The sequence below is a fragment of the Lachnoanaerobaculum sp. OBRC5-5 genome, from assembly GCF_000296385.1.
GTDB lineage: Bacteria > Bacillota > Clostridia > Lachnospirales > Lachnospiraceae > Lachnoanaerobaculum.
This window is the reverse complement of the sequence record NZ_JH815185.1, coordinates 1319847-1342896: the sequence shown is the minus strand read 5'-3', so window position 1 is coordinate 1342896 and position 23050 is coordinate 1319847. Positions and strand designations below refer to the sequence as shown.

Genomic DNA, 23050 nt, shown 5'->3' with positions numbered 1-23050 from the left:
TGATGAATGTATACAGGGCATATACTTGTATACAAAATGCTATAGATCAGACTGCAAAGCAGGTGTCCGAATATGCTTATATAGCAAAGAAACTTGGAGTACATAATATAAAATAAAAATATCCTGACAAATACAAGGCATTATAGCTTTGTGGTTTTGTCAGGATATTTTTTAAATAACATTTTGTAATATTCTCATAAATTGATAGTTTAGATTATAATTCAAAACTTTTCTTTTGAAATCTATATTATAGGATTTAATATAAATAAACAAATCAGTGGGTGATTGTAAATCAAAAGCAATATACTCAAAGTTTTCTCTCAAATCTCTGTCAGACTGTTTAGATAATTTTATTTCATATATCATAGACCATAATCTTTTCGAATGTCTGCAAAGACTTCATTCACATTTTTCGTTCTTCCGGCTTGCATATCCGCATATCCTTTTTCCAATTCATCATTGAAATGTGATTCTGCCTTTAAATTCTCCTCATAACTCTTATCCGCATCAAGTCCGAAAGCTTTAAAAACCTTTCTTTTGAGTTCTATGTGATCGGGATTTTTCAAATCAGGTACATTCTTTTTATTGTATTTCTCCCAGAACGGAGAATTGGATTTTGCTTCGATACATTCTTTTAATTTATAAGTATCTATTACAAAACCGATGCCTTCTCTTCTAAGAGTCTGAGGACCTATGTTTAATTCCTTGATAAGCTTCAGATAATCGGACAGAGGAATTTCTTTATAAATAAGTCCATACTGCAAATATGCAATATCGGGATCTGTAGCGCTTATACTTTCGCTGACTGAAATAAACATATCATTTTCTTCCGGACTCAAAGGTAAATTTCCTAAAATAACGGCTTCACCATAGTAAAAAATATTATCCATAACAGCCTGTGAAGGCAGAGCATGGCACTTTGATAATTCTGCCAAATCAATATTTTTAGTATCACTTATCTTATGATAGACTTTGATTATTAAAGGCTTTCCCATAAGATGTGCTAAGCCGTAATTTTTATTTTTCTTGAAATTTTCATCCTTGTGCAGCTTGGCGACATCAAGTAAAATTCTGCCAAATCCCCACTCTCTTCTTGAGAGTTTAAAAGCAAAGAAATCACCTTCTTTGAATTTGCAATGTTTTCTTTTTGTGTTTTTAAATTCTTCTATTTCTTTTAAATCTTCTTCAGTAGTTTCCTCTATCCATTTATCCAGCCATTTTTTCAGATCATCAATTGTGATATTTTCACTTTCCGGAAAACTTTCCGAATAGTAAGTCCTTTGTGTGGTATAATTTGCAATAATTACCTGAGCTGTAGAAAAGGTAAAATAAGTTCCAAATGGTGAAAAAGATTGAACTGCGGTATAATTAAACTTTTTGATTTTACCTCTTTTAGTTTTTGGAAGTATCATTGTACGGTTTTCTGCCGTCTTTTCATTTAGTTCAGATTCATGATAATAGTTTTCACTGACTGTTATCTCTTTTTTAATAGTATCACCTTCAAAATAGTGATAAATATTGTCATCAAACTTTACAAGTTCCCAGTGCTCTTCTACAGGAATAAGTCCAAGATATTTTCTTTGTTCATTAGTAAGTTCAAATATTAATTTCATTTCATCCTCCGTATTTACCTGTATTATAGCATATTAATAGATTGTAGAATGCAAAATAGGCAATATAAAAACGCTCAACAATGTAATTGTATAGCATAATTTACTGTACTAATCTAGCGTTACATGTCAAAAATTATTAAGGTTTCCTTACGCCGGAGCGTAGTTTTTTAGAAGTTAGCACCAAAATTTACAATATATTTTTATATAGTATAGACAATGAATTAAGGTATGAGAAAAAAACATTCACAAAGATGAGTAAGCTATATTGACACTAAACCGTTAGGCCGATATAATCGTGGCATAAAGTTTTTTGCAAATTGTAGTTATTACGTAGAATGGATTAGATATAATTGTATATTATGTTTAAAGGAGAGCAGCATGAACGATTTGGAACGAAAAGCTTTTTTATATCAAGCGAGAGAATACATATCTAAATATTTCGATTAAGCAGGTTAAAGGACGAAGAGCTTTATTCAAAAATAGAAAAGCTGGTCAGTGAGCAATTGGGCGATGTCTATATTTCAATCAGAGAAAGAGTAAATTTAACAGATGAGCTTTATTCATCAATAAGAGGTCTGGGGCTTCTTGATATGATCATAAAGGATGATGATATTACGGAGGTCATGATAAACGGTACAGACGAGATTTTCATTGAGAGAAACGGAAAGATTGAAAGATTAAATCAGAGTTTTGACAGCCAAAGAAAACTGGAAGATATAATACAGCGTATTGTAGGAAGAGCCGGTAGAGAGGTAAATCAATCAAATCCTATTGTAGATACAAGGCTTCCGGACGGATCAAGAGTGAGCGTGGTTTTACCTCCGGTAGCATTAAAAGGGCCTACTTTAACTATTCGTAAATTCTCAAAGACACCTATGACGGTGGAGCAACTCATAAAATATAAATCCATTACACCACAAATAGCCAAGGTTTTAGAAACATTGGTAAAAGCAAAATACAATATATTTATAAGCGGAGGCACAGGAAGCGGTAAAACCACTTTTCTAAATGCCTTATCAAACTATATCCCGAAGACGGAAAGAGTAATCACGATAGAAGACTCTGCAGAACTTCAAATAGTCGGTATAGAAAATCTTGTAAAACTTGAGACTAGGAATTCAAACTCTTCAGGAAAGGGAATGATTACAATCAGAGATCTTATAAAGACATCTCTAAGAATGAGACCTGAAAGGATAATAGTCGGTGAGGTAAGAGGTGCCGAGACACTTGATATGTTGCAGGCAATGAATACCGGACATGCCGGTTCACTTTCCACAGGACATGCCAATTCTACAAAAGATATGCTTAGCAGAATGGAGACTATGGTACTTATGGGTGCTGAAGGTCTACCTCTTGAAGCTATAAGGCAGCAGATATCTTCGGCGGTGGATATAATTATACATCTTTCAAGGCTTAGAGATCATAGTAGAAAGACTATGGAAATATCGGAGGTTATGGGATTAAAAGACGGTGAGATAGAACTGAATCCCCTGTATGTATTTGAGGAAAGTGAAGAAAGCACCATGGATAAGGTGGTAGGTGAGCTTAAGAGAACAAAGAATCCTTTAAAGAATACATTCAAACTAAAGCTCATGGGATATAAAGGAGTTATTTAATGATAAAAAGAATACTGAAGAGTAAGTCGGATACTTATATAGAAAATCACGGTCTTATGGGAAATGCCGATGACTATCATGTATATCACATGAGATTGGTAGATTATCTTGTCGGATTTTCAATTGGTTTTGCACTTGGTTTTGTAGTAATAATGGTCTTCTTTAGAATATTTGGCGTTTCTTTAATATCGGGAATTATCTGTGGAATCCCTGCTATACATTTTTTTAGAAAATACAGAAAAGAAAAAAGGCAAAGAGACTTGCTTGTTGAGTTTAGAGATCTGCTTGAGGCACTTACAACATCTTATTCTTCCGGAAAGAATACTATGGAGGCATTTGCGGAAAGTTATCAAGATTTACTAAGTCTTTACGGTGAAAAATCCGATATTGTAAATGAAACCAGAATAATAATAGCCGGGATGACAAATAATATAATTATCGAAGACTTACTAAAGGACTTTGCGGACAGATGCGGACTTGATGATGTTGCAAGCTTTGCGGCTACATTTGAGTCGGGACTTAGACAGGGCGGAGATATCAAGCAGGTTGTATGGGACAGCAGAAAGATAATCAATGACAAGATAGAAATTGAGATGGAAATAAAGACCATTCTTACTGAAAAGGAAAATGAATTAAACATTATGATGGTAATGCCTATTGTAATAATGATTGCACTTAGCGGAATGGGAACTATGTCAGCGGCGGCAAATACGGTTTTTACAGTAATGGTAAAGATATTTGCAATAGGATTGTTTGCAGGGGCCTATATGATGGGAAGAAGAATAGTGAATATAAGGATGTAAAAATATGATAGTAATGATATTGGTAACAATATTTGCATTGTTTGTACTTTACTTACATTTAAGATTCAGTAAAAAGTTTAAAGATGTATTATCGGGAATACCTGAGGGTGAGTATCCGTTGTCTGACATATATTATATCGGATTTGGACTTATGGAGCTGATACATTTTGATATGAACAGTAAAAATTCAAGAGGAAAGATCAAGCTTATTTCGGAAATATACGGAAAACAATACGGACCTTATTATTTTTATATACTGCGAGGCGGACAGATTACATTTGGAATAGTGCTAACTTTACTTATGTTTATGATAACGGGAATAAGCGGAAATTTTAAACTGGTAATAGCCGGAGTGGCGGTAAGCGCAATGATGATATGGTATTTGGATGAATTGTTAAATGACAAGATAAACTCAAGAAGGGATGAGCTTTTAAGGGATTATCCGGGAATGCTCTCAAAGCTTACATTGCTTGTAAATGCAGGTGTGCCTATAAGAGAGGCATGGATGAAGGTGGCAGCTACAAATGAAGGTATTTTATATCAGGAAATGCGAAACACCGCCTTGGAGCTGAGTAATGGAATTCAAGAGGTGGAAGCTTATAAGACTTTCGGAGAGAGATGCTCTATAAAGTCTCTTAGAAAGTTTTCAACGATGATGATACAGAATCTGCAAAAAGGAAGCGGTGAAGTGGTTGTTTTTCTTAGAGATATGAGCAATGAAGCTTGGGAAGAGAAAAAGCATGAAGTAAAAAGAAAGGGTGAAAAGGCAAGCAGTAAATTGATAATGCCGATAGGTCTTATATTTTTAGGAGTACTCATTTTGATAATGGTGCCTATGTTTGCCGGTCTCAGATTTTGATGTTTGAGCTGAAAGTCGACTAAAGCTTTTACATAACTAAAACTTTCAAAGAGAGGAGAAACAAGATGGAAAAAATGTTTGAACTTATTGATCTGTTTTTTATTACACAGACAATGAAACTTAACGGAGCTGTTGAAGCTTTTAAGAAAGAAGAGCGTGGAGCATCCGATATGGTTGCGGTTATGGTACTTATAGTTATCATAATAGCACTTGCAACTTTATTTCACGACAGGCTAAAGGATATAGTCGGTCAAATATTGGATAAACTTAGCGGTTTCGTCAGTACTAACAGTACACCATAAAATATTTAGCTGAGGAGGAGATATGCGAGGTGAAAACAATCGTGGTACTTTGATGGTAGAAGCGGCAATAATATATCCTTTATTCATATTTACTATAATTGCAATGCTTATCTTGGGGCTTTTAAAGCTTGAGCAGACTTTGGTACAGTTTGCCGGTGCAAAGATTGCTTCGCAAGCCGCAAGAGACGGAGCATATCCGGGATACGAAAAATATCTAGCGCCGATAAGTAGCGGTATAGATATAGACGTAATGAGTTTTCCGGGTACGGACGGAGTTGACAGTTATTATAAGGAGAGAGAACTCTACGCAGGTTTTTTCAGAAGTAAGGATGAAATCGGAGACGGTTTTGAAGAAAAACTGAATACGCTTTTATATAAATATACCATGGTTAGCGGTTTGAGTGTAGATTCCGATATAGAGTTCACCGGAATAATAACACCTACAGTAAAAGTCAATATCAAGTACGGCATTAAATTGCCTGCCGGATTGGGTAAGGCACTTAAAAGTGTAGGTGTTCCGGAAAAAATTGAGCTTAAGGAATCAAGTTATGCATTCTCCTCCAATGCAACGGAATTTGTCAGAGACATCGATCTGGGAGCGGATCTAATAGATTTCCTTTTAGAGAGATTCAACTTAAAGGAAAGGGTCGATGTCTATGTAAATAAATTAAAGACATTAAGAGATAAACTGGGTGGAACAGGCAGGTGACAATATGAAAATCTTTTATAACAAACATGGTTCACTGACCATATTTATGTCACTTATCTTAACAGTGGTTATAATATTTACCACTGTTTTGGTTGATGGTGGCAGAATAATACTTGCCGGAAATATAGTATCGGGTGCCGGAGATATGGCACTCAATGCAGGATTGACATATTATAATTCGGTATTACAGGATACATACGGACTGTTTGCCATTTCTAAGAATATGACTGAGTTACGAAATAATCTGGAAGTATATTTTGATGCTACATTAAAAAGCAACGGCCTGCATGATCAAGGCCTGGTAAAAGAGCTTGTTGATATTGCATTATCAGGAAGCGGTGGAAACGAAATTTCAGATATTATGCAAATGAAGCTGACTGACGGAAGTTTTGAGGTAAGTCAGGCGGCAGGTGCAAATCTTTCCAATGCAAATGTGCTTAGGGCACAGGTGCTTGATTATATGAAATTCAGAGCACCGGCGGTGATAGGGTATGGATTTTTAGAGAAGATGAATATCTTAAAATCATTACCTGACCAACAAAAGGTATTGGAAAATAAAAGAGATTATGAAAAAAAACTAAAGGACATTCAAGATCTTTGCTTAAGAATATATGCTCTTTCAAGAGAATATGAGGATTATTTGATAAATCCGACAGGAAATTTTAAGACTCCAAAGGAGATAAAGGATGATATTTATGTCTTGGGAGACAATAATTTTCAATATGCCACAAGAGATGCACTGGCATATGTACAGGTGGAAAAGCTGTCAAAACTTGAACAGGATAAATATTGGCATAGCAGTAACAATGATGCACAGGGTGGTGATATTCATTATTCAATGGAAAATTTTGAAAATGATATAAGTGAATTGAAAACAGACTTTCATATGGTTACAAGTTCTTTGTCATATGGAGATTGGATGTCAACGCCAAGAGGGAATGCCACTTTAGAGTACAATAGATTCGGCAATTATGTGAATTATTATAATCGGTATAAGACTGAGGTATATGAATTTCAAACTGTAGTTAAAAGGTTTAATCTTGCACAGGAGCATTACGAAAGTGAGAAAATAAGAATAAACGGTGAAATTGCAAGATATATAAGTAAAAGTGATGAAGAGAATGACTACAGCTCGGAAATTACAAGATTAGAAAATGAATTAAGTGAGTTGGAAGATGATTGGAAAAATATCAAGGAATGGTATGATAAAAAGTTTGTAGGTGATTGGGCACAAACAGGCGTAAATGAGATTGTACCTGACAATTACGGCAGTTCGGAACTCTCAAGCGCACCTCTAGGTCCAAACTATAATGTAAACAATTTGAGAGATAAGTACATGAAAGATCTTAGAAATGATATTAAACTTCTTGCTACACCTCAAATGAGGACTGCAAGAGAGTACTATCTGTGGTTTACAGGGCTTAAGGAGAAAGCTGAAGGTGTTCGAGGTGAGCTGTTAAAACTTAAAACATCGGCTAAGGAACTGAAAGATATAGCCAATAACTGGGATATCAATATCGGCAATATGGCGGAGTCGGGTGTAAAAAATGATATGCGTCAGGACTATAATACCAAGACAAAGGCTGTTATTGAAGGTTATGTCACTGAAATGACAAAAATATTTGAGAGATCTATAGATTATTCAAATAAGGTTATAGCAAATCTTGAAAAATATGAATATGCGGGAATACATCCGGCTACTTCAGATGATACGGATGACGGTTGGGTAAACAGCATAATATCATATGTATCCGGATTGACAAACACGGATACATTGACTACAAACAGTGAAATTGAGTCAAAGCAGGAAGCATTACATACATTGGGAGCTTATATTCCTACAGAAGACAGCAGACTTGTATTCCTGGATTTTGAGAACAGTATTCCTTCCAAGATACAAAAGGTGGTTGAAACTACCGAAGAGGAAAAGGGATATAAAGTAGTTGATTCAGAATTTGGATATATAAATCCAAGACTGCGAAACTATATTGGAGTAGAGTGCTATGATATGGATTCAGTAACTTCCGGTATGACAGATACAGACGGAAAGTACTATGTAGATCCGCTTTTTGCATTTCTTGAAAGAAACAGTGTTGCGACAAAACCTGAAGGTGATTCGGAGCAGAAAAACAAGAGAGATGAGATGATTAACGGCTCACATGTTGATAATACTCCGGAACCTGTGCAAATAAGTCCGGTAAGAATAGCTGATGTAATGAATATAGGTGCTCAGGCGGCACAGATAATGAATTCAAATACAATGGAAACACTTCAAAGCGGTGGTGATAAGAAATTGGCTGACAATGCTTTGAAGGCCTCAAAAGAAGCTGTTTCGGGATTTGACAGAATCGGAGACATATTGGTAGGTGGAAGAGATAAGCTTTATCTTATGGCATATACCACTACAATGTTCAGCTGCTATACAACAAACAGGGAAGAGGGCGGTATCACAAATGAAAAGACTTTGTCGGGAGTGCCTTTCAGTGAAAAGAACAATGAAGCTTACAGAGCTGAGCAGGAGTATATACTTCTTGGTAATCCTAAATTGAATGAAAATGTGTCCGGTGTACAAACAAGAATATTCGGTATAAGACTTTTGTTAAATTTAATATATGCGTATACAAGTGACAGTGCTCTAAGAAATGAGACATTTGCAATGGCTACGGCTATTGCAGGCTGGACAGGATTCGGAGTTCCGATAGTTCAGAATGTATTACTGATTGCGGCGGCATTGACTGAAAGTGCGTTGGATATCAATGACTTGGTGTCGGGAAAGTCGGTACCGCTTTATAAAAATCCGAATGTATGGAGATCAAGATTCAGCGGTATGGCTCAAGCTGTTGCACAGACTGCGGCGAGTCAGCTTTATAAGAAGATGAATGAGTATACGGATGATATGAAAGAGGATTTTAATGATACTTTGGATATATATGTGACAGATATGGTGGACACATCTACTGAAACGATTATTACATCCATTCAAACTCCAATACAGGAAAAGATAGTGTGGTGTGTAGCTCAAGTTGGTGATGCAAGAGACGGGTTGGAAGACAGACTTAGAGCGGCAATCAAAGATACCTTTGATCAAATGCAGGCCGATATAGAAGCTGAGGTAGATACGGGAGGCTTGGTAGCTAAGGCTAAACTTGAGGCATTTAAGGCTATAAATACCGGTGAAAATCAGGATGAACTTGTGAGCTATATTATGGACGCTATGGGTATTACAAAGGATAATATTAATGAAGTAACGGAAAATGTAAATAATAATATACAAAGGTTTTTTGAAGAAAGAAAAAAAAGATTAGAGAATAAAATAAATTCTGTAATAGATAAAAGTAAACTTAAAGAAAAGTTGAAAACAAGTGTTGGGGACGCTTTGGATGCTGCTAACAGTAATGCACAGGAAGCAATAAATAACAAGATAAATGAGTTCAATAAAGAATTTGAAGGTGCAGGTGGAGATGCTCTTAGTATAGGAGGGGGAAAGGATAAACTTGAGCTGAACGGTTTTGATAAGACGAAGGCAAGCACTTTTAATATGAGCTACAGAGATTATCTTATGGTTTTTCTGGCTATACAGTATTTATTGGATGAGCAGAGTGTGATTTGTAGAATGGGGAATCTGATACAGACAAATGCAAGTAAGGAAGGTTCACTCTACTACGCAGGAGAGGGATTTTCCATGCAGGAAGCCACAGTTCTTTTACAGGTAGAAGCTAAGACACAGATAAAACCTGTATTTATACATTTGGATGCTTTTAATTTAAAAAACGAAAAATTCAATTTAAAAGGGGAATTTGGATATCCTATAGATTATAAAGGTGTATTGGGATATTAAAAGGAGGTTGGCTATATGCCGGAAAAGATTATGCAGAATATAAAGAGAATTGTATTTATAGGAATATTAGCTACAGCAAGTATTATCGGAAGTGGATGTAAAAAGTCCGATACAGTAGCAGGCAGTGCGACAAGTGTTGAAAGTACGGCTAATGAGAGTAAGGTTGAAGAAACTACAAAATCACAGACAAAGAAAAAAACATTTAAAAGAGCAGAAACACTTGGGACTATAGGTTGGATAGACTTGGAAGATGATGAAAGCTTTCCAAAAGCCGGTTTTATACCTACAGGTGGACTTACACTTGGATTCGATGAAAATAAAGGTGAGCTTGCATCATGCTTTTTTGATAGAACATGTGTACAAAAATCTGATGCAGAAGAAATCTGGTATATAGATTATAGCGAGGATCTTAATGAGATACCTAGTTTACTAAAAGGTCTTACAAGCATTTGGGATTCTTTTTTAGAGGATAGAAGAATGTACTTTATGTTTTCTTCACAGCAATATGAAGTGGTAGTAGATAATACAGAGAAGGTTACCTATGGTGGTGTTGACTTTATAAAAGAAGAAGGACATATAGACGTAACGAGAAAGGACCCTGCTAATACAAATTATCCGGAACTGATAAGAGGAGGATATATTGCTTACTACTATTTCAGTCCTAAAGATGCAGGACAGTTGGAATCCGATACTATGCAAGGCTATGGAATGGGAATGGCGGTATGGGGTGTAAGACCTGTTGATATGTCAGATGCAGAAGAAGCCAAGACTATGGAAGAAAACTATGAAAAGCTTAAAAAGGCTGCGGAATCTTCTATGAAAACTTTTTCAAGTCAAGAAGAATATAGGAGTTTGGGTAAGTAGATTAAATATACTCCTTCAAAATGACCACACTAAGGAGCAAACTAATGGATAGATACAGGCAAAGAGGTTTTATTACGGTAGAAGCAAGTCTTATACTTATGATTTTTATTTCATCGTATATTGCCATTTTAAGTATGATTAATGTTTACAGGGCATATACAAGTATACAAAATGCTATAGATCAAACTGCGAAGCAGGTGTCCGAGTATGCTTATATAGCAAAGAAACTTGGAGTACACAATATAGGACAGGGTGTATCGAGTGAGGCGGGTGAATTTACCGATAAAACAAAGAAAATGCTTAATACCGTACAGGTGTTTTTCAATGCCAGTGCAAACGGTCTGGAAAATGCAACTGATGTGACTTCAAATATATTGGATGAAGGAACAGAGCAATATCCTGAAGATATATTATCTCAAATGAACAGTGTGGGACAGAGTGCACAGGAGATATATGATGCAGGACAGGCCATGCATACTTCCGTTACCGACTATTTTTCTGATGAAAAAGCAATTTTTAACGGAATATTGGCGGTTATAAAAGACGGTGCATATGATGCTGTGAAGTTGGCTGTTGCAATGCCTATAAGCAGAGCCGTTACAAATAAGTACTTACAGAGTTTTCCAAACGGATATTTGGAAAAGTTGGGAGTACAGGGTGGAAAAAACGGGATAAACTATTGGGGCTCGAGTTTCTTTCTGGATATGCAAAGCATTGAAATAAGTGCCACATATAAGATGAGAATACCGTTACCGTTTATAGATAAATTTGATTTTATATTGAAAAATACCGCATCCACCAGAGCTTGGATTGGAGACGGAAGCTTTAATGAGCCCAATGAGGCCGGAGGAGCCGTTGCAGGTGCGGCACTTGAAGACGGTGCTGATGAAATACCGGGTGAAGAAGACAATTTTGATAATGTAACTCCGGCAGTAACACCGAGCAACAGGCTGAATATACCGGCTTCAGTGTGGGATAAGAGTACCAAAGATAGAGGCGAGGAGATAAGCAATTACAATAATACAGTTGTAAAGAGAAATCTGGATTCAAGTATATACAAAAGTATAAGTATTTTTAATGAAGAAGAGAGATATATAGCCAGAACTCATAGTATGGATACCGATTTAATAGAGTATCAGGACGGTAAGAAATTTTTAAGTGCTATAAAAAAAGATATGAAAAGACTTAAAAACTTCAGTTGGGAAGGTGATATTACATCTGATAAATATAATAAAAAGTATTATTATCTGGTGGTAAAAAACAAAGAATTGAGCATTGATCAGCAAAAGGCAATAATCCTTGCAATGGAATATGCAAGAGAAAACGGCATGGAGTTGAAATTATATACGACAGAATAGGAGATACAGGTGATGGTGAACTTGATTTTTTGCGTAGTTTTTATGTTGATAACATATGCTGTTACACTGTATATGTACAAGAAAAGGTATGGCAATATTTATTCAAGGCAAAATGTATTTTTGATAATTACATATTTGATTATAGGAATTGCTATAGGCATCTTATATAGGATATATGCTTATGATATTTTTAAATCATTTAAGGCTTTGACTGTGATATCCGTCTCCTTAATAATTGCAGGAATTGATTACAGAGAAAAGATAATACCGAATGAGGCGGTTGTATTTATATTGGGAATTTCCTGTATATTTATTTTGATAAATGTATTTACAAATACAATTGAGGCATTGGCTATATTTATAGATTCTGCTGTAGCAATGATTATCGGTAGTGGACTTTTTGCCATAAGTAAGGCAATCAGTAAAAACGGTGTCGGAATGGGGGATATAAAGCTTGTAGGAGCATTGGGATTTTACTTGAGAACTTATACTTTGATGGGAGTATTGATAGTATCACTTGTATCCATTGCATTATACGGTCTGTTTAAGGTGTTTACCAAAAAAGCAACTACAAAGGATGAAATACCTTTTGCACCTTTTATTGCTTTCAGTGTAACCGCTTGTATGTTACTGGGATTTTAGGAGCTGTATATGACAATGAAAAAAATATTGGTACCTGTAATAATCTTACTGTTGGTACTTGGCTGGGGAAATATAATAGGCGGCAACGCAAGTGAACGTAAAAAATACAATGAATACATGTCAAAAGCCAAAGCTTTGGATGAAAAAGAAATTTATATAGATGCTCTTGATCAGTATAAAAAAGCACTTGAATTTACCAAAGATAAGCTTCCGGTGGAAGAGGCAATTCTTGATGATTATCTCAATTTAAAGAAATATAAGGACTTTGAAAAGCAGGGAAGTATGATCTTGGAAAATTATAATTATCCGAGAGTAATTACAAAAAAGGTCATCGATTACTATATGGAAAGAAAGCAAAGTGCCAATGCTCTAAAAGTTGCAAATGCTTATCTGGAAAGACAACCTAATGATGGTGATTTTTTGGAATTGCAGGGTAAGCTTAGAGGAATATATACCGAAATTTACTTTGCCGGAGCTTCTATAGATGAGTACTATAACGGATTTTATGTATTCACAAATGATGATAAAAAGGGCCTGATGAAGTCGGACGGCAGTGAAAAGATAAAGTCTCAATATGATGATATATTACCATATGGTAAGGAGCCCAATTATGCCGCCGTTTGTAAAGACGGTGATTGGTACTATATAGAAAAAAACGGATACAAGAAGCTTTTGCCTGACTTTAAAGTGGATTCACTTGGTGTATTTGGAAACAAGCTGGCTCCTTATAAGACAGGAGAAAAGTATTCTTATATAGACGAGTATGCAAAAAAAGCCACCGAGTTGACTTATGATTTTGCAGGGGGATTTGCAAATAAGAGGGCTGCGGTAAAAAAAGAAGGCAAATGGGCTGTTATCAAAAATGATTTTTCACAGGTTACTGATTTTATATATGATGATGTGATAATGGATGACTTCGGATTTGCGACTTCACAGAATGTATATATTGCAAAGCTTGACGGTAAGTATCATATTTTTGATTTGGACGGAAATATGAAGGGAAGCGAAAGCTTTGATGATGCAAAAGCATTTGTATCGGATGATATGGCAGCAGTTAAAATGAATAATAAATGGTGTTTTGCAAATAAGAACGGTGAAGTTGAGTTAATGACCGAATATAAGAATGCAAAATCTTTTTCAAACGGTTTTGCTGCCGTATATGACGGGAAAAAGTGGGGATATATTAATAAAAAAGCCACAGTAGTTATTGATTTCGGGTTTAGTGAAGCAGGATGCTTTAACAGTAGCGGTGTGGCAGCTGTGAAGAAGGAAACTTGGAAATTTATTAAGCTTGTAGAATAGGAGGTTTTTAATGAAAATCAGACTGGCTTTAATAGACACAGATGAGGATTACAGAAAAAGATTGTCGGATTTTTATATTAAAAATTATCAGGACAGAATAGAAATATTGACATTTTCTTCAGTAGATTCATTTGAAAATAACAGAGGTAACAAGTCTATAGATGTTATGCTTGTATCTGAAAATATAGAAGATGACTTATCATCATACAGTGAAAAGATGAGTATGGCATACCTCTCTGACAGGGATTTGATAGAGAGAAAAAACAATATAAGGACAATCAATAAATTCAAGAAGCCTGAAAATATATATAAGGAAATATTGAATGTATTGGCAGACGGTTCAAACGGTGATATTGCATATAAATTTAATGACGGAAATAATACTTTGGTTGAGGTGTTTATGCCGGTAAACGGAGGGGCGGGAGCTACTTCTCTTGCCATAGCCTATGCAAAGAGATTGGCAAGGCGAGGAATACCGACACTCTATTTGAATTTTGAAATACTTAATTCATCCGATATTTTCTTAAACGGAGAGGGAAATGTCGGCTTTGATGAAATCATATATGCAATAAAGAGTAAAAAGCAAAGTGTTTCATTAAAGATAGAAAGCAGTGTTTTAAAGACAAGTGAAGGGCTGAATTTCTTCAATAAATCAAGGACGGCTCTGGATATGCTTGAACTTAGTGATGAAGATATATCGGTACTTATTAAAGAAATAAAGGGAATGGGTAAGTACAGACATATAATTATAGACTGTAATTTCGATCCCGGAAGCAGATTGAATACTTTTTCAAAGTTTGCATATAAGATAGTGTTTGTTTTCGATGATACAAAGCAGGGAATCAAGAAAATGTCCGAGTTAAATGAGGCATTACATATTATGGAAAATAATGGAGCTATTGATATAACAAATAAAATAACTCTTATATGCAATAAGGTAAAAGATATTAATAATATTTCAATTCCACAAAACTTGTCTGTAAGAGACTTTGTAAAAAATTATAGTGCAGATGGCAATGATTTGACTGAGATACTGTCAAAGGTTTCATTTTTGGAAAATTTGAGATAGGAGGCCCATATGTTTAAGAGTAATGAGACTGAAAAGGATATTGAGCTTATATATTATGTTGCTGAAAATGAAAAAATTGATAATGTAAGCATAGGTATAATGAGAAATAATGATATTAAAGGCTTGCTTCCCATAGATATAATCATGCATGATTCAATGACGGAGTTTAAATATAAAACTGAAAAGTTAAAAAATCTGGATGAATATTTGAGCGAAGAACTCACAAAGGAAGATTTGCTGAATGTATTTGAGAACATTTGTAAAGCTTTAACGGATATAGAAGAATATATGCTTGGTGAAGCACAGTTGGTTTTGGAAAATAAATATATTTTTACAGACAACGGAAATATAAAAATGATACTTCTGCCTTTGTATGACAGAAGAAATAATTTAAGCATACTCGAATTCTTTAAAAATTTACTGCTTTATATGATGGTTAAAAATAATAAGGCTGCAAATTTTGCGGCAGATGTAAGTAGGCAACTCTCAGATGAAGAATCATTTTCTATCGAAAAATTCTTACAATTAATATCCCAAATAAAACAAAAAAAACATATTGAAAACTTCGATATCATAAAGCCGGAAATCAAATCCGAGTTTAAAGAAAGAAGGGTATACAATATTGAGGAGCAACTCGAACAGTTAACTCTTGATAATACCGGTTACAGCAGCGGAACACAGATTCCGGTAAATATGCAATCCCATGTAAATACTTTCAATTCTGTTAATAATAAACCCCTATCAAATATTGAATTGGATATGAAACCGGTAAATTCAGAAAAGAAAAAGGGGTTGTTTAGCTTTGGAAAGGTTGAAAAGAAAGAGGAAATTTCAAAAACTCGGGAAAATGATTACCATAAACAAAGCAGTTTTCTTATTCCGGGTAGAGAAGAACCGGTAAATATAGCTACAGTCAGCCGTAAAGAATCCAATGAAAAAAAAGGATTTTCTCTTTTTGGGAAAAAGAAGGAAAAAGAAGTTTACGTTGTTGATAACAAGACGGAAGCATCAAAATTACACTCAAATAATTTTGCGGAAACAACTGTTTTACAAAATTCAGACCGCTTTGCTGAGACGACATTACTTGGACTTTCTGTAAACGTATTAAACGCATTTCTGATATGGAAGAGAACAGGTGAAAAAATTCTTATAGATAAGTCAAGCTTTAGAATCGGAAGAGAAAAAAGCTATGTTGATTTTTGTATAAATGACAATTCTTCAGTCGGTAGGAATCATGCGGAAATTGTAAGAAAAGACGGATCATTTTTTATAAGAGACTTGAAGTCACTGAATTTTACAATGGTAAACGGTGAAAAAGTATCATCAAGTGTTGAAGTTGAACTTTGGGATAATGACATTATAAGTTTATCAAATGAAGAATTTGAATTTCACATGGTATAAAATATGAATTATTTTTTGGCGGCACAAACCGAAGTCGGATTAAAAAAGAGTTGTAATCAGGACAGTGTAATATTAAAGAGAGCCAAATTTAAAGGTGAGGAAGTCTGTATAGGCATAATTTGTGACGGAATGGGTGGACTTTCCTGTGGTGAGTTGGCCAGCAAGAGCATAGCGGAAGCATTTTCAGACTGGTTTTTGTACAGTTACAGTAAATATGAAAATATCTGGGATGAAAGCAGAATGAGGGAAGATATAGGAAGTATCATAAGTTCTGAAAATGAGGGATTGCTCTATTATGGGAAAGAGCATGGAATATATCTCGGTACAACAATAACAGCTTTTCTTTTGGCGGGAAACAGATTTTTTGTATGGCATGTAGGAGACAGCAGATTATATAAAATATCTTCATCTAAAATAGAGAGACTTACAAATGACCATACAGTTATTGCAAAAGAGGTGGCAGAGGGAAGACTTACAGAAAAAGAAGCAAAAAATGATCCGAAAAGAAATGTACTTTTGCAATGTATCGGAGCATCAGAACGGGTAAAGCCTGATATGTTTTGCGGAGAAGTGAAAAAAGGCGATATTTTACTGCTTTGCAGCGACGGATTCAGGCATGAGATATCTGAAAAAGAGATGTTGAGTTTACTTGGCAGATGCGAAAGTAATAAACTTAATGAGATGATTAAGAGGCTGATATCATTGAATCTTAGGAGAAATGAACAGGATAATATATCGGCGGCATTGGTCAAAGTTCAATAATAGGGGTAATATGTTGGAAATAGGCAGCCTTTTAGACGGAAAGTATAAGATTTTAAATAAAATCGGACAGGGCGGTATGAGTGTTGTTTATTTGGCGATGAATGAAAAGGCAAATAAACAATGGGCCATAAAGGAGATGCGAAAAGAGAAAAACAAAAATTATGAGATTATGAAACAAAGTCTTATAACTGAAACGAATCTCTTGAAAGAATTAAAGCATCCTTACCTGCCAAGTATCGCAGATATAATTGAAAATGACGATACCATAATAATAGTAATGGATTATGTGGAGGGTAGGCCTTTATCCGATATTTTGTCTGAGGAAGGAGTTATAGAAGAAGATAAAGTGGCGGATTATGCAATACAGCTTTGTGATGTGCTGGATTACTTGCATTCGCAGAATCCTCCGATAATATACAGAGATTTGAAGCCGGCAAATATTATGTTAAGACCTGACGGTAAAATCACTTTGATAGATTTCGGAACGGCAAGAAAATACAACTACGACAGTGTATCGGATACAACCTGCCTCGGTACTATAGGGTATGCCGCACCTGAGCAGTTTGCGGGAGAGACTTTAAGACAAACAGATGCCAGGACGGATATATATAATCTTGGTGCAACTATGTATCATCTTCTTACCGGTGTGAATCCTTCAGAGCCGCCATATGAGCTTTATCCGATAAGAAGATGGGATGAGAGTTTGTCAAACGGTCTTGAAAAGATAATTCTCAGAGCCACAAGAAAAGATCCTGACAAAAGATTTAACGATTGTAAAGAAATGTCATATGCACTGCAACATTTCAGAGATTTGGATGATTCATACATAGCAACACAAAAAAAGAAAATATATTTGTTTGCGGTAAGCCTTATTCTCTCTTTTACATTTTTCTCTATGGCTATTGTTGTAAACGGAATGGAGAAAAGGGAAATCTCAAAGGTATATAACAATTATTTATCTGAAGCGGCTCTTAAAATTGCTTCAGCAGGAAGTGAGAATGTAGTTGATTCTGATATTTTAAAACTTTTCCGAGATGCGATAAATATATCCCCAAACAGTACGGAAGCATATATAAGAATGCTTGATTATTACTGTGATCTTGGGCAGACAAGGAACGGACTTATGGCGATTTCTGCAATGATTGCATCGGGAACAGGTGATTTGGGTAATAATGACGATCTTATGATGAGAATGGGACAGATTTATTTTCTCGGCAACAGTAAGGATACAGAGTTTGATATTGACTATGGAACGGCCGCAAGATATTTTGACAAAGTAAATATAAAGAAATATCCACAGGCAAAATATTATTCTTCTTTAGCAAGATCCTTATCGGAAATAGGTACGGACTGGAACATTATAGTCAAAGATATGAAAAATGTTGATGAGTACCTGAATACAGAAGTAAATGAGGAAGAAAAGGTCGAAATATATATTACATTGTCAAAGATTTACAGAGCAAATGCTTTTGCCATACAGAAGGTGGGTGAAAAACCTTTTGATAAAGCGATAGAACTTTTAAATAAAGCCGGTGAGATATTAAACAGCTCCTATATAGACAAGGATTTAAAAGAAAAATATTTACCGGAATTGTATTTCGGATTTGCGGATGCCTACTATAGAAGAGCAAATATTGAACCGGATGAAAAAGAATCAAGAAATGATTTATATGAAGCAGTATCATATTATGAAAGATTTCTGATATTCGCTACGCCTGAACAGACGGTTTTATTTAAAAACAGGGTAGGAGATATTCATAGATCTCTTGGGGAATACAAAAGGGCAGCTGAAGAGTACGAAGATATTATAGAAAAATATCCTGAAGATGCTACGGCTTATATAAGTCTTGCGACTATGTTGTTGATAGATATGAAAGACGTGAATACATCAGCTATGATTTATATGAAGGCGGGGGAATTACCTGATATAGAATTTAATTCCAACTTCGTTTCTTTAAAGAATAAATTGAAAAATATCGGAGGTATCTGATGCATAGAATACTATATTTTAGCGGGTTTTTTTCAGGTGTCATCATGTTGTTTATAAGTATTTTGTTGTGGTTTAAAATGGGAGTAAGAAAGGCATTTAGTGATATTTTAAGTTATGGTTCAAAGAAAAAGTGGGTAGTGGATCAGAAGATGCAAAACACAACCATGCCTCTTAGAAAAATAAACTCAAGGAAATTACCGGCAAAAAGAGGAACACATGATTTCGTTAAAAATAATAAAGATATGGATGAAACAATTCTTTTAGAAAATTATCATGGTCAGATTCTAAATAATCACAATAAAAATACAAATTTTGAAATTATCGAAGAAATTAATTTAATTGCGGGAGGCAGATAGTATTATGAATATTAGAGGCATAGAAAAAAAGTTAATTGCAGTAATCATTTGTTTTTGTTTTTTATTTCAAATTATTTTCAGATCTTTTATTATTGATTCCATGGCAGAGTCTACAAACATTTTGATAGGATTGATTTTCAGAGACGGTGAAGGATACCATATCAGGAATGTTTCATCATTCTTAGATTCGGAAGGGAAGTTAACCCTGCCTACACCAAAAGATTTGGGTGATACAAATGATGAAAGTTATTTTAACTGGAGTCCTGTTTTGGTAGAAAATTCTTTTGAAAATATAAAGAATGTTATTTTAAACAGTGGGAATATTGAGATAGAAGATTATGATGTTTCAAGACCTCCGACTCTTGCTACATCATCTGTTGCGACTTCTTCAATTGCAACATATTCAAACACAAATAGAGATGATTTGGTAATCAGAACAGGCTTTTCAAATTTAAGTGATACTGAAAGTAGAAATGCAAGTATTACTCTTTATAGAAGCAATGTATACTTTGAGATAGGACGCAGTGTACAGATCACAAGGACAAACAGCTTAAACACGGTTAATACAGATATGAGAAGGTTTGTTTCAAAAAACGGTAATAAGAATCAGATATTCTTTTTGGCGGCTCAGCCTGTTATAGAGCCCGAAGTACCACATGAAGTACATGAAAATATACAGCTTACAGAAAGATCGAGAATGTCAAACAGCATTACTGTAGTTACCATAGATACGAACAGGAGCAATACGGAAGATACAGGTGCAGGAAGAACAGATAGTGCCCGAAGAACGGATAGCGTCGGCAGTAATGTAAATACCGACAGAAATATATCCGGTTCAGTGATAAGAAATAATATTACACACAGAGATATTGTAGATAATAATACAAGCCAAACTACTGAGACGGAAATACAAGACACGCCTCAACCTGTTCAAACAGGAGAAGTAACAGATGTATCAAATGAAGTGCCGCAATTTTTCCAACCTGTCGGAAATGGAAATGCCGTAAGCGAAAGAACAGATACCGGTAGAAGTATAAATAATGTCAGACATACGGTAAGCATAAACAGAGATATAGTAAATAACAGGGTGAACGGATTCTTGAATACAAGATCGACATATGTAAATGTTGACGACAACGACTTTAATGAGAATAATTATTCGGTATCGGTTTACAAAAACGTGAATGGAAAAGAAGTACTGTCAAATACAAAATATACCTGGAGTTCGGACGGTGTAAATCACAGAGCCAATATAGTGTTTGATGATGACGGAGAGTACAGAATCACAGTTGTTAAAAACAATCCGGGTTCAGAGTCGGAACGAGTAAGATTTGAAGAAAAACTTAATGTTGATGCTACAGCACCGTATATTACTATTACCGGAGTGGAAGATTTGACTGCCAATGCAAGAACAGTTTCACCTGTAGTAAAATACAACGATGTAAATATAGATTTACTAAAGTCAAAGATTACTCTTACAGCCGTAGCGGACGGAAAGTCAAGAGACCTTATATATAAGGCAAGGAAACAGGACGGCGGATATATATTAAATCTTGATCCTATATATATTGACGACAATTATATACTTACCGTAACCATATATGATATGGCAGGAAATGTTACCGAGAAGAAGGTGAATTTCTCGGTAAATAAAAAAGGTGCTACATTTAAGTTTAAGCCTGAAGAACTTGTAGGACAGTATACAAACAAGCCTTTTAAACCCGGTATTGAGGTATGGAACACCGATGAAATTTCTATTGTGTCGGCAACTATAAACGGAATGGATGAGCCGTTTGAGTTTGTAAACGGTGAGTTAAAGTTCTTAAAATCAATAGATAAAGACGGAAAATATACTTTCAATCTTGAAGTAACAGATACGGCAGGAAATAAGTCTTCAATGAAGCCGGTGGAAGTTATATATGATGCTACAAAACCTGTAAGTATGATTCTGGGCGCCGAAGAAGGACAAATCTATGAAGGCAGTGTAAATATTATTTTAAGTACTGAACTTCCCGGAGATTTTATTGAATCGGTTTGGCTTGATGATAAATTACTCGATAAGAGTGAGTATACAATCAAGGATGACGGTACAATAAACTTAAGTATTTATACAGAAGGCAAGCACACCATAAAAGCACAGGGAAAGGATAAGGCAGGTAATTTAAGCGATATCGTTTCTGTAAGCTTTGAAATAAAAGCACCGCAGGCAAAACTTTTATCAGCAGGTTATATTCCTTTGGCAGTTATAACTTTAGGCATTGCATTGGGATTGGGAATAGTCTTTGTATACAAAAAGAGAGAAGAAGAATAGATGAGTGTAATGGGGCTGTTACAAAAGTGACGGCCCTTTTACTTAAAATTTATAATAAAAAACAGCCTAATAATAATATTTTTGGTATAATAGGGGGAAGAGATATGAAAGATAAGGACATAACTCAAAAGATGCTTGAAAAGTACAATGATGTATTTGCTGATATCTTAAATGTACTTTTATTTGACGGCAAAGATGTAGTTGATGAATCTTCATTGTCGGATGCACTTCCAATGAGTATGCTTAAGATAGGAAGTAATTTCAGATTACAGGAGAGAGATATTGCAAAATACTGGCAAAACAGTAAAATAAATATATCACTGTTTGGATTAGAGAACCAGACAAGACCTGATAAGTTGATGCCTCTTAGAGTGTTCGGATATGACGGTACAGAGTATGTAAATCAGACAAGAAAAGAAAACAGATATAAGGAAAAGTATCCCGTGATTACTTTAGTCTTATATCTTGGGTATGATAAAAGATGGAATTATCCTACTACACTTTTAGAAATATTGAATGTACATAATGATATAAAATCTTATGTAAATGATTTTAAGATTAACCTTTTTGAAATTGCATATCTGGACAGAGTAAAAATTGATTTATTTAAAAGTGACTTTAAAATATTGGCGGATTATCTGTATCAAATGCGAACAAAGAGAGACTATACTGCTGATAAAACTACAATTGAGCATGTTGAAGAGCTACTTTATCTGATGAGTGCAATGACAGGAGATAACAGATTTGAAGAAACTATAAATGAGCTGAAGGGAAAGGAGAATGTTAATATGTGCGAAGTACTTGATAGAGTTGAAGCAAGGGGAGTAGAGAGGGGAAGGCTTGAAGGAATAGAAAAAGGAAGACTTGAAGGAATAGAGAAAGGAAGAATCGAAGGAATAAAAAAAGGCAAGCTTGAAGGTGCTGTAACTACTCTTGCATCCTTAGTAAAAGACGGAATATTAAGTATTGAAGATGCCGCAAAAAGAGCAAATATGAGTGTTGAAGTGTTCAAAAAATATATTTATTGAAAAAGATATTTACTTATGCTAAAATGAGTTAGCATAAAGCTTGTTGTCGTAGTACGACATAGAAGGAGAATGTATATGAAGCATGTTGTTACTTTAAATGAGAAAACTCTTAAAGAGAGCTTAAAGCGTGGTGGTTGTGGCGAGTGCCAAACTTCTTGTCAGTCAGCTTGCAAGACATCTTGCACAGTTGGAAACCAGGGTTGTGAGAATCCTAACAGATAAGACGC

The 23050-nt window shown here is 35.0% G+C and carries 19 protein-coding genes; 18 read left to right on the top strand and 1 reads right to left on the bottom strand.

The features are described from left to right. Nucleotides 1–362: 362 nt before the first annotated feature. Nucleotides 363–1613, bottom strand: a complete 1251-nt coding sequence (locus tag HMPREF1135_RS06255) for an immunity 26/phosphotriesterase HocA family protein (protein WP_007593256.1) — start codon at nucleotides 1611–1613, stop codon at nucleotides 363–365. A gap of 503 nt (nucleotides 1614–2116) precedes the next feature. Here HMPREF1135_RS06255 and HMPREF1135_RS06250 point away from each other — a divergent pair. The 18 genes from HMPREF1135_RS06250 to scfA all read left to right on the top strand — a co-directional run bounded on the left by HMPREF1135_RS06250 (nucleotide 2117) and on the right by scfA (nucleotide 23045). Then, the gene (locus HMPREF1135_RS06250; RefSeq protein WP_007593242.1) at nucleotides 2117–3229 is read left to right on the top strand and encodes a CpaF family protein; all 1113 of its coding nucleotides are present in this window, start codon (nucleotides 2117–2119) and stop codon (nucleotides 3227–3229) included. After that, nucleotides 3229–4032 carry a type II secretion system F family protein gene (locus tag HMPREF1135_RS06245; RefSeq protein WP_007593241.1) on the top strand — a complete coding sequence of 268 codons (804 nt, stop codon included), beginning with the start codon at nucleotides 3229–3231 and terminating at the stop codon, nucleotides 4030–4032. Before HMPREF1135_RS06250 ends, HMPREF1135_RS06245 begins: the two co-directional genes overlap by 1 nt. A gap of 4 nt (nucleotides 4033–4036) precedes the next feature. Next, complete coding sequence (locus HMPREF1135_RS06240) at nucleotides 4037–4891, top strand: type II secretion system F family protein (RefSeq protein ID WP_007593240.1); 855 nt, start codon at nucleotides 4037–4039, stop codon at nucleotides 4889–4891. Nucleotides 4892–4956: 65 nt separating this feature from the next. Next, nucleotides 4957–5193, top strand: coding sequence for a Flp1 family type IVb pilin (locus HMPREF1135_RS06235; protein WP_007593238.1), 237 nt, complete (start codon nucleotides 4957–4959; stop codon nucleotides 5191–5193). Between the two features lie 22 nt (nucleotides 5194–5215). Beyond that, the gene (locus HMPREF1135_RS06230) at nucleotides 5216–5902 is read left to right on the top strand and encodes a TadE/TadG family type IV pilus assembly protein (RefSeq protein WP_007593236.1); all 687 of its coding nucleotides are present in this window, start codon (nucleotides 5216–5218) and stop codon (nucleotides 5900–5902) included. Between the two features lie 4 nt (nucleotides 5903–5906). Continuing rightward, entirely contained in the window at nucleotides 5907–9740 is a 3834-nt protein-coding gene (locus HMPREF1135_RS06225) for a DUF5702 domain-containing protein (protein ID WP_034243389.1), read from the top strand. 15 nt (nucleotides 9741–9755) lie between these two features. Further along, nucleotides 9756–10604 carry a hypothetical protein gene (locus HMPREF1135_RS06220; RefSeq protein WP_007593233.1) on the top strand — a complete coding sequence of 283 codons (849 nt, stop codon included), beginning with the start codon at nucleotides 9756–9758 and terminating at the stop codon, nucleotides 10602–10604. Nucleotides 10605–10648: 44 nt separating this feature from the next. After that, the gene (locus tag HMPREF1135_RS06215; protein WP_007593231.1) at nucleotides 10649–11962 is read left to right on the top strand and encodes a hypothetical protein; all 1314 of its coding nucleotides are present in this window, start codon (nucleotides 10649–10651) and stop codon (nucleotides 11960–11962) included. A 12-nt stretch (nucleotides 11963–11974) separates the two neighbouring features. Next, entirely contained in the window at nucleotides 11975–12604 is a 630-nt protein-coding gene (locus HMPREF1135_RS06210) for a prepilin peptidase (protein ID WP_007593228.1), read from the top strand. A gap of 9 nt (nucleotides 12605–12613) precedes the next feature. Then, complete coding sequence (locus tag HMPREF1135_RS06205) at nucleotides 12614–13906, top strand: WG repeat-containing protein (RefSeq protein WP_007593226.1); 1293 nt, start codon at nucleotides 12614–12616, stop codon at nucleotides 13904–13906. 10 nt (nucleotides 13907–13916) lie between these two features. Further along, complete coding sequence (locus tag HMPREF1135_RS06200) at nucleotides 13917–14975, top strand: hypothetical protein (RefSeq protein ID WP_007593224.1); 1059 nt, start codon at nucleotides 13917–13919, stop codon at nucleotides 14973–14975. Between the two features lie 9 nt (nucleotides 14976–14984). After that, nucleotides 14985–16376 carry a DUF6382 domain-containing protein gene (locus HMPREF1135_RS06195; protein WP_007593222.1) on the top strand — a complete coding sequence of 464 codons (1392 nt, stop codon included), beginning with the start codon at nucleotides 14985–14987 and terminating at the stop codon, nucleotides 16374–16376. Between the two features lie 3 nt (nucleotides 16377–16379). Continuing rightward, nucleotides 16380–17138 carry a PP2C family protein-serine/threonine phosphatase gene (locus HMPREF1135_RS06190; RefSeq protein ID WP_007593220.1) on the top strand — a complete coding sequence of 253 codons (759 nt, stop codon included), beginning with the start codon at nucleotides 16380–16382 and terminating at the stop codon, nucleotides 17136–17138. Between the two features lie 10 nt (nucleotides 17139–17148). Continuing rightward, complete coding sequence (locus tag HMPREF1135_RS06185) at nucleotides 17149–19128, top strand: serine/threonine-protein kinase (RefSeq protein ID WP_007593219.1); 1980 nt, start codon at nucleotides 17149–17151, stop codon at nucleotides 19126–19128. Beyond that, complete coding sequence (locus HMPREF1135_RS06180; protein WP_007593218.1) at nucleotides 19128–19484, top strand: hypothetical protein; 357 nt, start codon at nucleotides 19128–19130, stop codon at nucleotides 19482–19484. The genes HMPREF1135_RS06185 and HMPREF1135_RS06180 overlap by 1 nt, the downstream gene beginning before the upstream one ends. A 4-nt stretch (nucleotides 19485–19488) precedes the next feature. Then, nucleotides 19489–21795 carry an Ig-like domain-containing protein gene (locus HMPREF1135_RS06175; RefSeq protein ID WP_007593217.1) on the top strand — a complete coding sequence of 769 codons (2307 nt, stop codon included), beginning with the start codon at nucleotides 19489–19491 and terminating at the stop codon, nucleotides 21793–21795. A 104-nt stretch (nucleotides 21796–21899) separates the two neighbouring features. Next, nucleotides 21900–22823: an Rpn family recombination-promoting nuclease/putative transposase gene (locus tag HMPREF1135_RS06170; protein ID WP_007593216.1), complete on the top strand. Its 924-nt coding sequence runs from the start codon at nucleotides 21900–21902 to the stop codon at nucleotides 22821–22823. A 75-nt stretch (nucleotides 22824–22898) separates the two neighbouring features. Continuing rightward, nucleotides 22899–23045 carry a six-cysteine ranthipeptide SCIFF gene (scfA, locus tag HMPREF1135_RS06165; RefSeq protein WP_007593215.1) on the top strand — a complete coding sequence of 49 codons (147 nt, stop codon included), beginning with the start codon at nucleotides 22899–22901 and terminating at the stop codon, nucleotides 23043–23045. Nucleotides 23046–23050 lie beyond the last annotated feature (5 nt).